The 15228-nt window shown below is 55.9% G+C and carries 16 protein-coding genes and 3 pseudogenes; 7 read left to right on the top strand and 12 right to left on the bottom strand.

Features of this window, described 5'->3' with window-relative positions; genetic code table 11:
- Positions 1–201: 201 nt before the first annotated feature.
- Positions 202–1146: a LysR family transcriptional regulator gene (locus QRN55_RS23820; protein WP_284778552.1), complete on the bottom strand. Its 945-nt coding sequence runs from the start codon at positions 1144–1146 to the stop codon at positions 202–204.
- A 63-nt stretch (positions 1147–1209) separates the two neighbouring features.
- Here QRN55_RS23820 and QRN55_RS23815 point away from each other — a divergent pair, with 63 nt between their 5' ends.
- On the top strand, positions 1210–2133 hold the full coding sequence (locus QRN55_RS23815; RefSeq protein WP_284778551.1) for an SDR family NAD(P)-dependent oxidoreductase: 924 nt from the start codon (positions 1210–1212) through the stop codon (positions 2131–2133).
- 71 nt (positions 2134–2204) lie between these two features.
- On the opposite strand, the gene QRN55_RS23810 is transcribed toward QRN55_RS23815, so the two are convergent.
- From QRN55_RS23810 to QRN55_RS23795, 4 genes are all read right to left on the bottom strand, one after another.
- Positions 2205–2645 carry a carboxymuconolactone decarboxylase family protein gene (locus QRN55_RS23810; protein ID WP_284778550.1) on the bottom strand — a complete coding sequence of 147 codons (441 nt, stop codon included), beginning with the start codon at positions 2643–2645 and terminating at the stop codon, positions 2205–2207.
- Between the two features lie 94 nt (positions 2646–2739).
- A complete protein-coding gene (locus QRN55_RS23805) occupies positions 2740–3177 on the bottom strand; it encodes a cupin domain-containing protein (protein WP_284778557.1) in 438 nt (145 codons plus the stop codon).
- Positions 3178–3189: 12 nt separating this feature from the next.
- On the bottom strand, positions 3190–3942 hold the full coding sequence (locus QRN55_RS23800) for an SDR family oxidoreductase (RefSeq protein WP_284778549.1): 753 nt from the start codon (positions 3940–3942) through the stop codon (positions 3190–3192).
- Positions 3943–3953: 11 nt separating this feature from the next.
- A complete protein-coding gene (locus tag QRN55_RS23795; protein ID WP_284778548.1) occupies positions 3954–4466 on the bottom strand; it encodes an RrF2 family transcriptional regulator in 513 nt (170 codons plus the stop codon).
- A gap of 477 nt (positions 4467–4943) precedes the next feature.
- Here QRN55_RS23795 and QRN55_RS23790 point away from each other — a divergent pair, with 477 nt between their 5' ends.
- From QRN55_RS23790 to QRN55_RS23780, 3 genes are all read left to right on the top strand, one after another.
- A complete protein-coding gene (locus tag QRN55_RS23790) occupies positions 4944–5810 on the top strand; it encodes a DMT family transporter (RefSeq protein WP_112500413.1) in 867 nt (288 codons plus the stop codon).
- Between the two features lie 394 nt (positions 5811–6204).
- Positions 6205–6522, top strand: a complete 318-nt coding sequence (locus tag QRN55_RS23785) for a hypothetical protein (RefSeq protein ID WP_284778547.1) — start codon at positions 6205–6207, stop codon at positions 6520–6522.
- 186 nt (positions 6523–6708) lie between these two features.
- On the top strand, positions 6709–7257 hold the full coding sequence (locus tag QRN55_RS23780) for a DUF3885 domain-containing protein (RefSeq protein ID WP_284778546.1): 549 nt from the start codon (positions 6709–6711) through the stop codon (positions 7255–7257).
- A 622-nt stretch (positions 7258–7879) separates the two neighbouring features.
- On the opposite strand, the gene QRN55_RS23775 is transcribed toward QRN55_RS23780, so the two are convergent.
- Entirely contained in the window at positions 7880–8050 is a 171-nt protein-coding gene (locus QRN55_RS23775) for a hypothetical protein (protein WP_284778545.1), read from the bottom strand.
- Positions 8051–8594: 544 nt separating this feature from the next.
- Between QRN55_RS23775 and QRN55_RS23770 the strand changes: the two genes are divergently transcribed.
- Positions 8595–9116: an SMI1/KNR4 family protein gene (locus QRN55_RS23770; protein WP_111838551.1), complete on the top strand. Its 522-nt coding sequence runs from the start codon at positions 8595–8597 to the stop codon at positions 9114–9116.
- 156 nt (positions 9117–9272) lie between these two features.
- Here QRN55_RS23770 and QRN55_RS23765 read toward each other — a convergent pair whose 3' ends face one another.
- The 4 genes and pseudogenes from QRN55_RS23765 to QRN55_RS23750 all read right to left on the bottom strand — a co-directional run.
- Complete coding sequence (locus QRN55_RS23765) at positions 9273–9665, bottom strand: hypothetical protein (protein ID WP_284778544.1); 393 nt, start codon at positions 9663–9665, stop codon at positions 9273–9275.
- Between the two features lie 241 nt (positions 9666–9906).
- Positions 9907–10290, bottom strand: coding sequence for a hypothetical protein (locus QRN55_RS23760; RefSeq protein WP_112500418.1), 384 nt, complete (start codon positions 10288–10290; stop codon positions 9907–9909).
- Positions 10291–10420: 130 nt separating this feature from the next.
- Positions 10421–10849: a MarR family winged helix-turn-helix transcriptional regulator gene (locus QRN55_RS23755; RefSeq protein WP_284778543.1), complete on the bottom strand. Its 429-nt coding sequence runs from the start codon at positions 10847–10849 to the stop codon at positions 10421–10423.
- 40 nt (positions 10850–10889) lie between these two features.
- Positions 10890–11361, bottom strand: a pseudogene (locus tag QRN55_RS23750) (ATP-binding protein); the annotation flags it as partial.
- A 21-nt stretch (positions 11362–11382) separates the two neighbouring features.
- On the opposite strand from QRN55_RS23750, the pseudogene QRN55_RS23745 reads away from it, so the two are divergent.
- Positions 11383–11817: pseudogene (locus tag QRN55_RS23745) on the top strand (IS21 family transposase); the annotation flags it as partial.
- Here QRN55_RS23745 and istA read toward each other — a convergent pair.
- Together istA and QRN55_RS23735 are read right to left on the bottom strand one after the other, a co-directional pair.
- Positions 11817–12859 (bottom strand): annotated as a pseudogene (gene istA / locus QRN55_RS23740) (IS21 family transposase); the annotation flags it as partial. The pseudogenes QRN55_RS23745 and istA overlap by 1 nt on opposite strands.
- Positions 12860–13062: 203 nt before the next feature.
- Positions 13063–13392 carry a type 1 glutamine amidotransferase family protein gene (locus tag QRN55_RS23735; protein ID WP_284778542.1) on the bottom strand — a complete coding sequence of 110 codons (330 nt, stop codon included), beginning with the start codon at positions 13390–13392 and terminating at the stop codon, positions 13063–13065.
- A gap of 1367 nt (positions 13393–14759) precedes the next feature.
- Here QRN55_RS23735 and QRN55_RS23730 point away from each other — a divergent pair.
- Positions 14760–15228, top strand: a 469-nt coding sequence (locus tag QRN55_RS23730; RefSeq protein WP_284778541.1) for a CHASE4 domain-containing protein, incomplete at its 3' end; no start/stop codon positions are given.

Below are 15228 nucleotides of genomic sequence, written 5' to 3'. Positions count from 1 at the left end.
AGAGACGGGCCACGGGTGCCCTCATGAGAGCGAACGGTTCCATCTACTGGTGGTGTGCCCGGAGAAGGGTTCACCGCCGCTCTTCAACGGGTGCATGACTGCATTGGCGGACTCGATCACGCCTGCGGGGTCTGAAGGTACAAGTATCCTGATCTTAAGTGACTTACATTTAAGAGCAGGTGGTCGGAGGTTCGATTCCCATCAAGACGTCGGATCGGACCGCGAGGATCTTAGAAAGTCGAGAAACGCGCGCATTCCCGCTCCGATGTGGCGGTGCCTCGGGTAGTAAAGGCACAGACCCGGATAGGGTGGCGTCCACTCTGCCAGCACCTGCCTCAGTCTTCCGTCGGCAATTGCGTCCGCCGCCATCCATCGCGTTACATAGGCAAGCCCACAGCCGTCCAGCGCAGCGACCAGAAGAAGCCTCGACTGGTCGACTACGAGATTGCCACTCGTTGACACGACAACGTCCTCACCACGACGCTGAAACTCCCACCGATAAATCGAGCCACCCGCCATGCGAAGCTGAACGCACTGGTGCAGAGCGAGATCCAACGGACTTCCGACGGGCGGCGCATCATTGAGATAGGCTGGCGACGCGACAACAATATGCTGTTGATCCGGACCGATCGGGATAGCAATCATTTCTCCGGAAACGAGTTCGGTTGCCCGCACACCGCAGTCGAAGGCTCCCTCGGCGATGTCAACTAATCGGCCCTCGGATTTGACCTCGAAGCGCATCGCTGGCTGCAGCTTCATGAAGCGCATCAGTAAAGGCATCAAAACCTGCTCAGCGGCATTGGAGTCGCAGTTGATCCGGACGAGCTCGGATGGCTTGGAGACTTGTTCGCGCAGTTCTTCGACAGCTAGTCCTATCTCGCTGAACGCCAGCGTTAGGCGCTCCGCTAGCCTTCGGCCTGGTTCCGTCAGCGAAACATGTCTGGTGGATCTGTGGAAAAGCTTCACCTTCAGGCGCCGTTCCAGGCCCGCGACCGCATGACTCAAGGCCGAAGGCGTCTGGCCGAGCATTCTTGACGCAGCCCGAAATCCTCCATGCTCGGCAACTGCAAGAAAGGCTGCTAGCTCACCGGGTGGCAGCGAGCCGGCTGTTCGAATTATCTCATCATTGTGTGCAAGCTTAACCATCTAGTTCACGAATGCCATGTGCTTATCTTTGGGGCAAGCCAGAATGTTCGAAGGAGAATGACCATGACTTTGTCCATCCCATTTGGGTTCTCTTCCACCGCCGCCGATGTCTTGGCGAGCGTCGATCTCGCAGGCCGCAACGTCATCGTGACCGGCGGAGCAGCGGGGATTGGACTAGAGACGAGCCGCGCCCTCGCCGCAGCAGGGGCGGCCGTGACTATTGCTGCCCGCCGACCGGACGAAGCCGAAAAGGCTGTCGCGGAGCTGAAGCGGGCAATGCCCGAATCCCGCCTGCGTGTTCGCCGGCTCGACCTCTCCGATCTTTCTTCCGTCCAGGATTTTGCAGAGAGCTGGAGCGACCCTCTTCACGTCCTCGTCAACAATGCGGGCGTTATGGCCATTCCGGAATTGCAGCGGACTGCAGAAGGCCGGGAGATGCAGTTCGCCACGAACTATCTGGGGCATTTCGCGCTGACCCTCGGCCTGCGGCCGCATCTGGCGGAGGCGAATGGCGCACGTGTTGTTTCTGTCGCCTCGGCCGGCACCCTCTTCGCGCCCGTGTTCTGGGACGATCCGGACTTCCGCTTCATTCCATACGATCCGCTGATTGCTTATGGACAGTCGAAGACAGCCTGCATCCTGATGTCCGTCGGGATCACCAAGAACTGGGCCAGCGACGGCATCACGTCTAACGCGCTCAATCCCGGGGCGATTGCAACGGGACTGCAAAAGCACACCGGCGGTCTTCGGACGCCTGAGCATCTGCGCAAGACGATAGAGCAGGGGGCGGCCACGTCGGTCTTGCTTGCGGCTTCGCCTCTCGTGAAGGGCATCTCCGGAAAATATTTCGACGACTGTCAGGAGGCCCCTGTGGTCAACGAGCGCGGGCCGGGGCCGTTCAAGGGCGTGGCAGGATACGCCGTTGATGAGGACAACTCCGCCCGTCTCTGGGAGACGGCGAAGCGGATGTTGGGATCGCCTCTGTGAGCGGAACACCCTGACGGCCCAGGCGGACCGGCAGGGTTGTTCGTCGCTCGGTGACCGGACGCTGATCAGGCCTAGGCCGCCACAGGAAGACGGAATGGTGCGCCGAGGCGATTGAAGGCGTTCATCGCGGCTATCGTAATCGTTAGATCGACGAGGTCTTTCGGTTCGAAGGCGGCCGCTGCGGCCGCATAGGCCTCGTCCGACGCATGGGTCTGGCTGACATCAGTGACTTCTTCAGCCCAGGCTAGTGCTGCTCGTTCCTGCTCGCTGAACAGGTGAGGCACCTCGTCCCAGACCGGAACAAGCGTGATCTTATCGACGGACATCGTCTTGCGCAGATCGCGACTATGCATGTCGATGCAATGGGCGCAGCCGTTGATCTGCGACACCCGCAGGAAGACGAGATGAATAAGCTCTTCAGGCAGGTTCGTTTTCTTGGTGACGTAGTGATGGACGCCGAAGAGCGCCTTGGCACCCTCGGGGGCGACTTCGGACCAGTTCATGCGGGACATATTGTTTTCCTTTCTCGTGGGCACGGCTCTCCGTTCGCCGGAGAAACCTTCTTTGCTTGTGCAGTAGGGGAGGGGGTAGGTCTGGTAGGTAGCGCTACGGCTTGCGCGGCGTCCTCAGGGCGGTGTCATCGGTGTCGACGACGAAGACGGCGAGCAGCTTCGGCAGCTCGGTCTTGCTGGCGTTGGTGCTGACGTCGTGGCGGTCGCCCAGCAGCTCGGTGAAGTTTTGACCGGCGATAAAGGTCTTCGTCTCGCCGCCGTTCACGGCGCTTAGGATGGCGCCTTCGAGAACCGTCGCATAGATCAAGGCGGATTTTGCATGGGTGTGAGCTGAACTGTAGCCGCCAGGGCCGTACTCGACGAGCACGCCCTTGACGCTCTTGCCTGGAACGTCTGGGAGGGGATGCTCGTAAACCAGCGTCACCTTCGCGTCCTTCGAGTCATGTGCAAGTCCAGGCTTGGCGACGTCATGAGCGGAAGCCGTGGTCAGAGAGACCGCAAGTGCCGTAGCGGCATAGAGGATAGTCTTCATCATTCTTCCTTCCTATGTTCTAATCCATTCGGCGATCGTGGTCGCGCCCTTGATGTAGTCTCCGCTGGGAACCAGTGAGCCGGCGACAACGGGAGCACCGAAGTAGTCGACGGAGGCGTCGGCGTTGACCGGACGAGCGTCACCTTTGGCAGCGAGATAGGTCCGGATGAAGGACGCGAACGGTCCCCGTTCAGACCCGGCAAGGTTGACGGTTCCGTTCTTCGGCTCGCCGAGCGCGGCTTCCACCAAAGCAGCGGCGACGTCGTCGGCCGCGATCGGCTGGAAGTCGATATCCGGCACCTTCACCGCGCCGTCGGCCGCATAGGCGCCGGCCAGGGTCTCGATGAACTCATGGAACTGCGTCGCGCGGACGATAGTGTACCCTTGGCCCGACGCCGCGACGGTCTCTTCCTGCGCCAGCTTGCCGGCCATGTAGGGATTGGCAGCGAGCTGGTCGGCGTTGACGATCGAGAGGACGACGTGATGGCGCACGCCTGCGGCCTGTTCGGCGCTCGTCAAGTTGCGGCTCGACGTGCCGAAGAAGTCAGTGATGACGGCCTTGTCGAAGGACGTCATATTCGACACGTCGATGACGGCGTCGGCGCCCGCAAGCGCCTCGGCCAGTCCTTCGCCCGTGTAGGCGTTGATGCCGTTGCGGGAGCTTGCGGCGACGGCTTTGTGGCCAGCCTCCTGCAGCAGTTTCAGTGCCTTCGAGCCAATCAGGCCCGTGCCGCCGATGACGACGACCTTCTTCATATTGGTCATGGTGCTTTCTCCTATGACGAGGCCCGATTGCCCGTCTTGCGTTCATGGCGTTCGAGGAAGGCGCATCCGCGGGCCGCGATACCGCCGTCGTCGTCTGCACCGAGGTCCGCCAGAAGCTCCGCGACGGACACCTTGGCGAGTTCTGCGCGATAGGCCCTCTCGGCCTTCAGCATCGCAGCGTTGATCTGGCAGGGCTTGGTGAAGTAGCGCTTCGGAAGAGGGTTCGGCCCACGTTGGCGGATCTCGGCGCAGCGGAAGGCCGGGGCTGGTCCCTCGACCGCCAGGACGATGTCTAGGAGACTAATCTCCTTAGGCGTCTTGGCCAGCCGATATCCACCCTTCGGACCCGGCGTCGTTGCGACGATCCCGGCGCCAGACAGCGCCTGCAGATGCTTCAGCAGGTAGCTCGTCGATACGCCGTGGAGTTCAGCCAGCGCCGCCGCCGACAGCACGCCATCTTCCGATAGCCCCGCCAGAAATGCCGTGCAGTGGATGGCCTGTTCGACGCCGTCGCTTAGTTTCATGGTGTATCTCCTAATCGTGGACATAAAATATCTATGATTAGCGCCGGTGTCAATTCCCGATCACGCAGTCTGCGTGAGATTCAGAATATGCTATTGGGAAGCGGAGTTGCTACGCCGGGAGGTTCAATCAGGAAGTGATCTTCGTATGAGTGGGAACAACAAGAAAGGACATGGCTCCGAGGTGGACAGTCTTCAGGACGCGCACCTACGGAGAAATTGTGCGTTTAAGCCGTTATCGCGTCTAGGTTTCACAAACAAAATAGCGGTAGCAACCGGCAAAGCGGTCCTACTACTACATGTCGGTTAGTTTGCTGACTTATATTGGCTCATCCAAGGTATGAAATCAGACGTTGTCCACGCCTTGTTATAGCGTGACAGGCGGGGCAATCATGTTATTAGAGTCTAAGTGCTCCCTCCCAATTTCTCCTAATGCAAGCGTGGCTATCCCGTCCGTTTTCCCTTCTGAAAGACACCGCTATGAGTAGCAAGCAATCGACCGTGAAAGCGGCAGCATGGATGATGCTATCGCTGTTGCTGTTGCTGTTGATGTCAGTCTCCGGTCGCGTTGTTACTCACGAACTCAACGTTTTCCAGGCGATGGAAATGCGTTCTGTCATCGCCTTCTTCATGCTGTTACCGCTGGTCTATCGGGAGGGTGGGCTCAGGGAGATGCGGACCAGCATTCCCCTCAGACACATCGGTCGCAATGTCGCGCACTACTTGGGGCAATACGCCTGGCTTTTGGGACTGACTTTAATACCCTTGGCGCAAGTGATCTCGATCGAATTCACTGCGCCGATCTGGGCCGCTTTTCTGGCCGCCATATTTCTTAAGGAACCACTGACATGGCGGAAGGGCATCGTCATTCTGTTTGGACTGGCGGGGGTCGCTGTGATTGTCCGTCCGGGTGGGGCTCCGCTCAATCCAGGTCATATCATAACGCTTGGAGCCGCTGTAGCTTTCGCTATATCCTTCGTTAGCACCAAAGCGCTCACGCGGTCTGACGGGGCCACAAAGATCCTGTTTTGGATGCTTGTTATCCAGTCAATCATCGGCGTCGTTCCAGCGCTCAGTGTCTGGACATGGCCGTCTTCTTCGACATGGCCATGGATCTTCCTGTTGGCATTCACGGGATCGTTCGCTCACTTTTGCATGGCCAAAGCTCTTGCTCATGCAGACGCGACAGTAGTGATGCCGATGGATTATCTCCGGGTGCCCGCATCGGCATTGATCGGATATCTCCTGTATGCGGAAGCAATTGATGTCTTCACTGCAACTGGCGCGGGTCTGATCCTGTTGGGCAACTTATTCAATCTTCAACGACCACGCAGACTGGAGAGTTGAGATTCGTGCTTCGCAGGGATTTTTCTGTTTCACGCCGTCTGATGTCCGACGATAGCGGGGCATTTGTTCCCGTAAATCGGTGGGATACGTTGTCCGGATTATCTGCACCCAGCAGCACCGTATCGTGCGCCAGTCGCGGCTGAGGATTTCAAGGACAAAACTCCAAAATAACTGCTACCAGACCAGCCACATTGGCTGCTTTGCGCCGAAAGAGGTCCGGTTCGAAAAAGCGCCGGCTCGAATGAACTCACACTATCCTCTCTCAAATCCAGCTGCCAAGGCAGTGGTTGGTGCCAAGCGGACAGCTTGGGTGCGGGACACGTTTTCTAGTATCTGTCGTTTCAATAACTCTGCTTTATAGGATATCGAACGAAGGCACACTTTGGAGCAGGCAATGAATGCCGACACGATCGAGGAGCAACTTGACCAGAACCTCGTCGCCATTTGGAAGACCTTACATCAGGCGCAAGATGGTTCAGCTCGCTTCATTGAGGGACTGATATCCGAGATACGTGACGAAGCTTTTGCCCCTGAGCAGCGCATCGCATCTGTCGGTCAGGCTTGGTGGCCGTTTGTAACAGGTGGACGGGGTATTTTCGATTTCTATATATGGAGTGGAAACCCGAGAAGAGACAGGGAGGCGAACGCGAACCTCCGGGAGCACGTCGAACGAGTTTGCCAACTGTTGAAGCAATATGACAGCAGGCAGTAACGTCCGCTCTCGGACGAGGGACAGTGCCGAATCCTAGCTCGGAATAGCCGGATCGATCGTCATCAAGCCGCGCAGTCATGTTCGCCTTTCGCGAAATGAGCGACGCTATCGGCCAATAGCAGACTTTGCGATGCGGCCACGTCGTGACAGACTATCTGAGTACTTATTACAATGAGGCGAGACAGTATGAACTCGTTTGAACAAGAGTGGGTCGAGTTTCATGGCGAGGTGCCTCCGCTAGGATTCGAGCTGCGAGAGATGTCAGGGAAACCCTGGGTTCGCTTTCATGCTTTGCCAAATAGTGATCGGTATCCGTCAAATCGTTTTGAGCGCAACGAAGTTCGAAAACGGGCAATCATCTTGGGCAATGAATTTCTGGGCGAAGGCGAACCATGTTGGCTCGTGCAATGCCGAATTGAAGAGTATGAAAAACCGTATTGGAAGCCGCTCACGGCTCAACTCGACCCTCAACTTCGGTATCTCGACACGGAAGATGACTTTCATTGGGTGGCATCTGCGCTCCCGGTAGTATGGAATGCCAAAAAGTTCAACGATCTACTGGTCGACATTTCCAAAGATCGAACGGGACCAACGCTGTGGTTCAGCCGCAAGACTGGCAAAGTTTTCGCTCCGTACGACGGTGGCTTTGACCTCTTTCCAACAACCGAGGCTGAAGTTGTCGAACTAAAGCAACTACACGGTGGATGGCTCTCGCCTGAACCATCGGGTTTGTAGCTACGCAAAAACAGAATGACCGCTTGTGGCGCGAAGCGGAAGGCGCCTTCCGGCCATTGCGAACGTTGTCGTTGCGTGCGACTGTTATTTTAGCGGAACTGTAGGAATAAGCTCAGTCCAACCAGGCTAAGAATAAGGACCCCTCCCAACAACAACACCCAATCCTTGCGATTCCGGCGCTCTATAGACCGCCATATCACGTCGATTATAACGTCGATCGGGTTCAATGGATTTGACCTCAGAGGATTGGCTTGCTTTCGAAAGGCTAGACGGAACCTGCAGGTTGTGCAACGGCAGCAAAGTCCCGAATTGTCGAGGATCGCGGACACCATGCCTATAGGACATGACTTCCGAAGCCTGCCCGACAGTTAGCAGGTTAATCGTGTGACCGTAGCCATCATCGACCCTTGCTGATCTGGATCAGCGCGGACGATCCTGTCTGCGAGAAAGCGTACTCTACCCCTTCCTTATTCCAGAAGGCTGTTGTGCTTTCGATCTCCTCCATCTTCTCGAAATCGTTCGGCGAACCGAGTCGGGCTATCAGCGCGTCAACAAGGCCAGCAGGGTGCTTCGTGGAGTATGTGCACGCCTGACGACCATTGGGCCCGACGGCGATCCAGAACTACAGCGAATCCGTGCTGTCGGACTGCTCGCGCTTCCAGCCAACCACCTCGACCGATCCCCCATTGTATCGCTGGAACGCCGAACGCCATTCTGACGTATCCGCCTCGGACATGCGCTGCCATCCGAGCTCGCCGCCCTTGGCGGATACGTCCTGGATGTCGGAAGCCATACAATGCTGATGAGACGGTCGACCGTCATTTCCACGGAAGCGGCAGCAGATGATCCGGCATAGATCGACACCACCGTGGCGATAATAATGGCGATCGCGCGCACTAAAACCTCCTGAATTACTGCGTCAAACGCACCTCTTGCCACGCAGCCGCAAACCGCGCGGCAAGACGACTTTTGCCAGCCCCGCTTGGGTCGATTAATATCGATGACTTCCGTACGCTCCTTCGCAGATTACGCAGTGCAGCGATGAGACGCAATGACCGCTCCTGTCGGATAATGTTGAAAACTCCCGAGGAATGCTCGCAGAGCGATGCTGGCGAGACCATCCTGAAATGAAATTCCCTTGCGTACAAACAGAAGGAAATTGGTTTGCGGCATTCGTCTCGTTGGCCGCCGGATGCGCAATTCCATTTCAGTGAAAAAATACCCGACGTGAGTGTGGAGAGTTTTTCAACAGTATCGGCGCGAAGCCGTCATGAAGGTAGCAAAGGGCATCGCAGATCGGTATCCTCGGCTTTTAGCTTGAAGAAGGGACTAGCGGAATGAACGAACGCCTTTCGTCTGCCATGGATTACTTGAGACAGAAGCCGGGCTTTCAGGAATATCCACAATTCAGATGGTCGACTAATGATGTCAAGGAAGTGGAAGATGCCACAGGCTTGCGCATCCCTGCCGATCTTAAAGAAATGTTTCTGGAGTCGGGTGGCATTAGCCTGGAAAATCAGGAACTTTATTTTAAAGGCAGATTTCCCGATGGCACCGACATGGTTGGAGAAATCCAGATCATGATAAATGACGCCGAACAGGTTGTCGACTTTCATCGTACGCTTGTTGTCAGTGAAGAAACTCCTGGCAGACTCGATCCAAGATATATTGTTTTTGGCACGGCAGATGGTGGAAATAGCTTCCTAATGGTCGATGGAACGACTGATGACGGAGCCGTTTATTTTTGGCCGCTTGCCTTCGATCCGATCGGAGAAGGCGACAACGACCAAGGCGTTGCCAAAGTGTCGAGGTCCCTTCCGGACTTTATCGCGGGTCTCCGGACAATCGACGAGATCTGACGGTGGCGGTCTCTCTCACGCTGCCCCCATTTAAAGGGTCGGTTCAGGATGAGTGCGAAATGACACTCAAACGAGCGAAGTCCCCTATCGGTCCAAAGCGGTCATTGCCTAATGCCAGCGTTTGAATGCAGGAAGTCTGAAACGCGAGCTTGCGTATCAATCTCCGAACTTGGGGGCCAATTCGTCCATGATCCTGTCGATATTTGCCGGGGTGACATTCCAGCGTGCCGGGGTTTCGTACTCAAAATCGGCGTTTACCTTCGAATTCACCCTGTCGAACTGGAAAAGTAACTTGATGAAGCCTTTATCGCCCTTCTGGAGTAGCCACTCGCGATAGGCCAAGACTGGCGCTTCGACGTCGTCTATGTCTGGTGCCACTGCGTTGGGTTTGCCGAATGTATCATAGGCATAACCATACGTGCCGGTGAGATAACCATCGTCGTCTACTTCAAAGACGATTGAGGCCTGCGTCCAGTCTAGCTGCTGCATTTCTTTGGAGTTAAATATAGCCTTGGCGATTGCGCCCATATATTCCATGTTCTCAGACATAATTGCTCCATCTCACGAAAATGCATTATGGCAAATTTTGACCTGCAAAGTTCAGAAGGTGATCTTTTTCGTTTATTTGGTTTCACTGGTTGTTGGATCAGGACCGTGTCTTGGACATCGAAAGCGTCCGGCCTAACAGTGCCGGGCGGACCGACTACCTTTTTGCATCAATGTTGGACATGTAGCCTTGGACCTCTAGTACGCATACGTCCTACGGCTCATCTGCAGGCCAAACCGAGCCTCATAGTTGTGGATGAAGTTCCTTGGTGATTTCGTTCACGTTTGAAGGCGTTACGCTCCAGCGTGCGGGATTTTCATACTCGAAATCGACATTGAACTTATTGCTCGCTCGATTGAACTGAACGAGCATCTTGATAACCGCTTTGTCATTCTCCTGCTTCAGCCAATCCCTGTATGAGCCTGCTTCCGCGTTGACCAAACGTGGCCGAACCGAAAATGCTTCCCACTCTCCCTCAACATCGTAGGAATAGCCGTAGGTTTCGCTCACCCTGTCGTCTTGGAAAACAATTACCAGCGAAAACGTCTGCCAGTTCTGCTGTTCGATTTGGTCAGAATTGATGATCGCACCGACTAGGTCTTCAACCAACTCGGAATTCTCGGACATACGTTACTCCATGATTTTGAGCGGTAAGGCAGGTTCACCTTCCTTTACGTGATCGACTTGCTCCAAGCCGGGATTGCCAGCATGTCGCATTGCCCACAAAACAGCACCACTACCGATACTGAGCGAGAGGTTATGGTAACAGCGAACGTACGAAGCCCGCAATTGGCGGATACTGGTCGACGGAATCGAGCGCCTGCAGCATCGCTTTGCATGAGGCTCGATATCCATCGATATAGCCAGCAACCGCTTGCTTCCCCTCGTTCGTGATCGTCAAAGCGACTGACCTGCGGTTTGCCTCAGGCCGCTGCCGTTCAATCATGCCCCGACGGACCAGCCGGTCGGCCGAAGACGACATTGTCGTCAGAGCGACCTGAAGGTGCCGGGCAACATCCCCCAGGTTACACGCGGGATGCTCCTCGATAAAAAGAAGCGCCTGAATGTCGAGGGGGTTGAGCGAGTTGTTCATAACGGCCGCTGCCTCCGCGACCTTGAAACGACGGGAAAAGCGCTCAAATGCGGTAGCGAGTTTTTCGATTTGTTCGGGCGTAGGGTCTGTCATTTCTGGTATTAAGCATTTCTGCTCGGACGACGTGAGGCATAAGATAATCGGCTATCCGTCCTTGTTTACCGTTGCGTGTCTCCATTTCTAGGCGTTTGACCAGGTCAACGACATTGTAGAAGCGCCCACGCGTGCCGTTACGAATGAGCGCACGCGCAATTGCAATGGCGAGATGGATCTTACCTGTTCCAGTGCCGCCGACAAGGACGACACTGCGCTGGTCGGCGACTAAGGTGCCGGTGGGCCAGCTCCCGCACCAGGGATTCATTGATGGGCGTATCTGCAAAATCAAAGTCATCGATGTCTTTCGCCAGCGGCAGCTTGGCGATGGTGAGCTGGTAACGAATGGAGCTTGCCTGCTTCTCGGCGATTTCCGACTGCAGGAGGTCACCGACAATGCGCGGTGGTTCGTACTGCCGCTTGATACCGTTGCCCATGACCTCGTCGTAGGCACTACGCATTCCATAGAGCTTTAATGTGCTCATCAGTTCGAGAACCTGTGTGCGTTCCATCAACTTGCCCTCCTGAGCCTGTCGTATGCTGATCGGATCGTCATAAAACAGGATGGAGTGACGGTTGCTGAACACCGGCGCAGCTTTGGTCGTGGCGACACTGTCTACGACCCCTGGCACTATGTTCCTGCCCTCGCTCGCAAACCTGGTGCCTTGTGCAATGGCGCTCCCTTCCGCGAATGGGTCTTGCCAACCGCGATGGAAAAGGTCCGCAAGCGATTGAAGAGCGCGGACGACGGTGATCGACAGATGGTCACCATACTCGGATGCGTTCCTGCCGATGGTCTTACCACCGTCGAAGCTGCCTGCCAGGAAGCGCTTGATCACGACGTCTGCTCGGCCTCGGTGATCATCAACATTCTGGCGCGAAGCCGCGATCCGGCTCCGTCGGCAACACTTCAAATCCCGGATGCGCTTCGGCTTGCCCATGAGCCGGTCGCCGACTGCGCCCGTTAGGCGTGAACCTCGACCGGGTGGCCGACGGCTGTCGACAGGACCGAATATTTGTTGTTGTCGAAGCGGACGGTACAGGTCTTCGACACCGAGGCTGGGACGCTGTGGAACCCGTCAAATGGACCAACGTAGCGCACAAGGCTGCCACGCTCGGCCTCGAACATTTGCCAGATCGACTGCGTCGTCTGTTCGGGGTGATTATGAGCCTTGGCATAGGCAACGCATTTATCGAGGAGCCAAGCATTCAATTCCTCCAGGCTTTTGACCCTGAGACGCGGCGTGAAGAAGCGCTCGCGCACAAGGCCGACTTGGTTCTCGACCTGACCCTTCTCCCATCCCGATGCAGGTGTGCAGGCGACCGGTTGAACGAGATAGTGGCTGCACATCTGCAGGAAGCGGCGATTGTACAGCCGCTCCTTGCCGATAAAGACCGCCTCGACCGCCGTTTTCATATTGTCGTAGATGCCGCGCGTGCAGGTGCCACGGAAGAAGTCGAAGGCCTTGTCGTAGGCGTAGAAGACCATCTCCTGGCTCTCACGCATATAGGCTCGGGCAAACATCATGTGGCTGTGGCAGAGGCGGACATGAGCGACTTTCACCGTGGTCGTCACACCGTTATCAGAACGATCTCATGGTTCCAGTCGAACTGATAGGCCTCGCCAGGTGCATAGTGGAGCGGCACATAGGCTTCGGCCGTCACGGCACCTCGATCCTTCGACCATCCTTTCGCGTAGCGTCGGATAGCATCGTAGCTGCCGTCATAACCCAGCGCCGGAAGCTCTTCGTAAATCCGGATCAGCGTCAGGCGTTCAAGAGAGGGCTTGCCTTCATTCAAAGCGAGGAAACGCTCGATCTCGGCCTTCCACCGACCCGTCTTCGGTAACGGTTGTCGCTCTCTTTCGTAAGAAAAGTCCGTCTCATCGGTCCGTAATATCTTGCGAACCGTATTACGGGAGACATGCAGTTCCCGGACTATCCTCTTCACCGACCAGCCTTGAACATGAAAGGCTCGACGAACACGTGCAATCGTATCCACTCGCTTCAACTCCCCCTCCATTCGCCTTCAAGAGACGAACGGACAGATGAAACAGGAGGAGGGTCAAAATTTGAAGCCGATCACCCCGCCAGAGGGGTCAATATTCCATGCCGAAACACAACGAAGGAGAGTGTTTCCGTATCCCCCATCAGCTCGGTCGAGCCGGTGAGGCCGCCCGGAATGAAGAAGACATCCGCTTTGCGCGGGCAGTCCTAAAAGATCGTCATAGCGGCGACGGGAATCCCGACATCCGTTGAAACCGGCGTCTGGCCTTTCCAGACGAGATGCACCTTGCCCTTGGTCATGTTGAACACAGTCATCGGACCAATAAGATCCAAAAGGATCATTTTCGGATGGATCAGCATCACGAAAACCGGTCCGTCGGCAAGGGACTGCGCGTCTTCAGCGGCGGCAGCATTGGTAAGAAAAGGCCAGCTCCGGTAGCGGCCATCAGAAGATTGAACTCTCGGCAGTTCATGCTTGTTTCCTTGAAAAATCAAATGTTCTTGGGGGACAAGGTACGCCCGCGGCGGACCCACCATGCTCAGAGAAGCTTGTTCTGGGTCAGTTGCATGGGCTTATCCCCACAGTGCCGCTAGCGACACATTTCAAACACTATCTGCGCTGTGAATTTAGCGCCATGCGGCATTTGGATACTGTGGCAGGGATTGTCAAAAGCTTAGCGTGCACGAACCGCGTTTCGATGGTTCGAATTCTTTCAAGAGCAGGCTATTACGTCTCTTGCTCAAATTGATTACGCGTCTGGCCAAAAATCTTCCGCTGGCCGTCGGCGGTGGCGAAAGTTGGCTTCTTTGCCTAGCCGGTCGAAGAGCCGCGCCGCCGTCAACCCAATCAGCAGAAGGACGGGGGCGGCCAGCTGCGCTAACCAAATCATCGGCTCTGGCCATTGCAGACACGCAGCAAATATGGCTCCCACCACGGAGGCTGCAAGGGTCAGCAGGAGACTGATCACGGCACCCGAAGCCACCGCTACGATCAAAGCGAAAGTCACAACTATAAGATAGACAACACTGAACATAGGTCTTTCTCGGACTGACGGATAACCGTCCAGCGCGGCTTCCGTAGCTGCTGCGAGCAGCGGACACTCTAAAGAATATGTGATCCGCGTTAACAGCCTGATACTGTAAGCCCCGGCAGTCCTACGTCACATGCCAAGGATTGAGAATACCATCGATGGGGTTCCTCATTTAACTTGTCATCACTTTGGTAGAAGCAATGCCGCAGCAAGAAGCTGGTCGCAATCTCGCAGGCCTTCATTGTAGAGCCTGGCCACTGATACCGTTAGCCTCCCAATCGCGGACGGCTCTCGAACGAGACCTTGCGCACGGGCGACCTCCTTGACGATACTGGCACACAGACGTGCATCTTCTCTTGAGATGAGCTCAGGCATTTCCTACCTCTCAAATTGCCCCCCAGACCGGGGCGGGACTGTAAACTATTTAGAAGTTCAGGTTGGCACAGGCCGACAATGCAGGAATTGCTGACCTGTCGATCGGATATCAGGTCGTCGCACAAATGATCAATCCCTTGGAGCCGGACCTCGGGTCGATTCAGTTCAAGCCGGTTGCTATTCCAGTGGATCGGTTCGGATTTGGCAGATCATAGCGCAAGGCGCCTGTACTCATCTTCCCGTTGGACGCTATCCGCATGGGATTAATGATGTTTCGAGCCGCATTGAGCCTCAACTACAAAGGTGGACAGCACCTCGATTACGATGCTCATAGCGCGCTAGGGAACCTGGTAATTTGGAGCGAAGGAAAAGAGGATCGTTAACTCTGTCCATTCCCTCAGGCTTAACCCAGATGCTGTAGGGTTTGTCCAACGAAAAGGCAGATGGCGCATGATTAGGCAGTCACAATGGTTCGCGAAATGGGGCCTTCCGGCAAGCGTGTCCGCTTTGGTTGGAGCGATGTTACTCGGCACCCTTTACTGGTCTGCCGCCGAAATTGACGAGGTCGCCGTGGAACGGCAGAAGGGTTTGGCCACCCTCATCGTTTCAAAAATCCGATCTTCGGTCGCTCACGATCAAGAGAGTGCCACCGTGTGGGACGACGCCGTCATCAGAACTAAGGACCGTGATCAGGATTGGCTTAACGTGAACCTTGGGCAGTGGATGGACACCTACTTCAGCCATGATGCCGCCGTCGTGCTTTCTGCCAATGGGCTGCCCATCTACCAATATATTTCAAAATCAGCCAGCGAGGTGTCACAGGAAGACCTTCGCTTGGCTTACAGTCCGATGGCGAAACGGCTGCGTGAAAGGATGGCTGCAGGAGACCATGAGGGTGTTTCGGACACGGTACTGTCAATCGGCGAGAGTGATCTGACCTATGTAGGGGAACGACCTGCTGTGGTCA

Origin of the sequence: Agrobacterium sp. lyk4-40-TYG-31 (assembly GCF_030209855.1) — a bacterium.
GTDB classification, from domain to species: Bacteria; Pseudomonadota; Alphaproteobacteria; order Rhizobiales; family Rhizobiaceae; genus Agrobacterium; species Agrobacterium vaccinii.
The sequence above is the reverse complement of the archived record's forward strand: the minus strand, read 5'-3'. Positions and strand labels throughout refer to the sequence as shown.

Coding starts and splice junctions, on each gene's coding strand:
- QRN55_RS23800 (WP_284778549.1), bottom strand. CDS start 3,942: ATGACCAATATGAAGAAGGTCGTCGTCATCGGCGGCACGGGCCTGATT.
- QRN55_RS23760 (WP_112500418.1), bottom strand. CDS start 10,290: ATGTCCGAGAATTCCGAGTTGGTTGAAGACCTAGTCGGTGCGATCATC.
- QRN55_RS23790 (WP_112500413.1), top strand. CDS start 4,944: ATGAGTAGCAAGCAATCGACCGTGAAAGCGGCAGCATGGATGATGCTA.
- QRN55_RS23765 (WP_284778544.1), bottom strand. CDS start 9,665: ATGTCTGAGAACATGGAATATATGGGCGCAATCGCCAAGGCTATATTT.
- QRN55_RS23810 (WP_284778550.1), bottom strand. CDS start 2,645: ATGTCCCGCATGAACTGGTCCGAAGTCGCCCCCGAGGGTGCCAAGGCG.
- QRN55_RS23780 (WP_284778546.1), top strand. CDS start 6,709: ATGAACTCGTTTGAACAAGAGTGGGTCGAGTTTCATGGCGAGGTGCCT.
- QRN55_RS23755 (WP_284778543.1), bottom strand. CDS start 10,849: ATGACAGACCCTACGCCCGAACAAATCGAAAAACTCGCTACCGCATTT.
- QRN55_RS23795 (WP_284778548.1), bottom strand. CDS start 4,466: ATGAAACTAAGCGACGGCGTCGAACAGGCCATCCACTGCACGGCATTT.
- QRN55_RS23775 (WP_284778545.1), bottom strand. CDS start 8,050: ATGGCTTCCGACATCCAGGACGTATCCGCCAAGGGCGGCGAGCTCGGA.
- QRN55_RS23735 (WP_284778542.1), bottom strand. CDS start 13,392: ATGGTGGGTCCGCCGCGGGCGTACCTTGTCCCCCAAGAACATTTGATT.
- QRN55_RS23805 (WP_284778557.1), bottom strand. CDS start 3,177: ATGAAGACTATCCTCTATGCCGCTACGGCACTTGCGGTCTCTCTGACC.
- QRN55_RS23815 (WP_284778551.1), top strand. CDS start 1,210: ATGACTTTGTCCATCCCATTTGGGTTCTCTTCCACCGCCGCCGATGTC.
- QRN55_RS23770 (WP_111838551.1), top strand. CDS start 8,595: ATGAACGAACGCCTTTCGTCTGCCATGGATTACTTGAGACAGAAGCCG.
- QRN55_RS23785 (WP_284778547.1), top strand. CDS start 6,205: ATGAATGCCGACACGATCGAGGAGCAACTTGACCAGAACCTCGTCGCC.
- QRN55_RS23820 (WP_284778552.1), bottom strand. CDS start 1,146: ATGGTTAAGCTTGCACACAATGATGAGATAATTCGAACAGCCGGCTCG.